Annotated in this window: 1 protein-coding gene; it reads left to right on the top strand. The window is 61.0% G+C overall.

Annotated elements, in window-relative coordinates:
• Positions 1–1622: toxin TcdB middle/N-terminal domain-containing protein (locus tag I8N66_RS37295; protein ID WP_291165579.1), on the top strand; the 1622-nt coding region annotated here is incomplete at both ends.

The raw sequence follows: 1622 nt of genomic DNA on the forward strand, positions 1-1622 counted from the left end.
GGTGCGGGCAATCCGAACCTCTTGCGCAGTGTCACGCTGGAGACGGGCGGCACGCTCGCGGTCGAGTACACGCCATCCACGCGCTTTGCCAACACCTTCCTGCCACAGGTCCTGCACCCGGTAACGAAGCTGACGGTCAACGATGGTCGCGGTGTCGTCGCGCAGACTGATTACGCCTATGGCGGTGGCCTCTATAATGCGAAGGCGCGTAAGTTCCTCGGCTTCCGCACGATCACGATGACGAAGCCCGCCGCAAACGGCGAGGCGCAGCGCCCGGTTGTCCAGACGAGCTACCGCCAGGATCTGGCGAGCTACGGTCTTCCGGAGCGCACGCTGTCTCGCAACGGGGAAAATACCGCATCCAAGGAAGTGGTGGAGAGCTATCAGGTCAATGCGGCGAGCAAGCCCTACTGGGTGAAGAATGTCGCCACCGACACGACCTTGAACGAGACGGTTACATTGAAGCTGCGCACCGAGCGAGCATTCGACGCGTACGGCAATGTCACCGATATCAAGGACTTTGGGCGTACCGATGTCAGTGGCGACGAGGTCTGGACGTTGCAGCGCTATGCGCCGAATACGACCGCCTACATCGTCTCGCTGCCGCACACGAAGGCAGTCGTCAGAGGACATAGCGGGACGGACTATCTCAAATCCGAGGCGTTTCATTATGATGGTGCGGCGGATGCCGCGACTTCGCCCACCAAAGGCAATCTGACGCGGCATGTGTTCCATTCCAAGCGCGGTGACGTCGATAACGTCTGGAAAAGTGTCACACGAAGCTACGGCTATGATAGCCGTGGCAACCGGGTTGCGGCAGTGGACGGTGCGGGTTCACGCACCGAATGGGACTACGACACAACCTATGTCATGTTCCCCGTGAAGGAACGCGGGCCTCGTTACTTCGCCACCGGCGGCAACACGGCCGACACCCGCTTCGTGACGACCACGGGCTACGATCTGGTCTGCGGCCTTCCGTCCTCGAAGACCGATGCCAACGGTATCATCGAGCGTTTCGGCTATGACCCTTTCTGCCGCCCCTTCGCCTACACGCATTCGGGCTCAGGACGATATGTGAATACCCGCTACGATAACGAGGGCGATCCCACCCTGCAGGCGGTCCGTACCCACGAGCCACGTTCGTCGACAGGCAGCGAGGTCATCAAGCGCACCTACTTCGATGGTCTTGGCCGACCCTGGCGTTCCCATTCTCCAGGTGAACCCGGTACGGGACAGGCGCGGGTCGTCGACACCGTCTATGACGCGCGCGGCAACGCTGCCAAGACCGCTCATCCACGCTTTGCCAACGAAGCCGCGCAATGGACGACCAATTCCTACGATTGGCAGGACCGGGTTGTGCGCACGGCAAATCCGGATGGTAGTGCACGCACCAACCGCTACCAAGCCTATGCGACGGCGTCGTCCAGCACGAACAATGCCGTCCTCTATCAACAACTGTCGGTTGATGAGGCCGGCCGCCAAACTGCTACGTATACCAGCACCTATGGCCATGTGATCGGCCAGTGGTCGCACAACGGCACGGCCTGGATCCTCGACCAGGGGCGGACCTACGATCCGGTTGGTCGTCTCCTGAACGTCACTGATGTTGGCGGCGCTCGGAT

It is taken from the genome of Ensifer sp. SSB1 (genome assembly GCF_016652895.1).
GTDB lineage: Bacteria > Pseudomonadota > Alphaproteobacteria > Rhizobiales > Rhizobiaceae > Ensifer.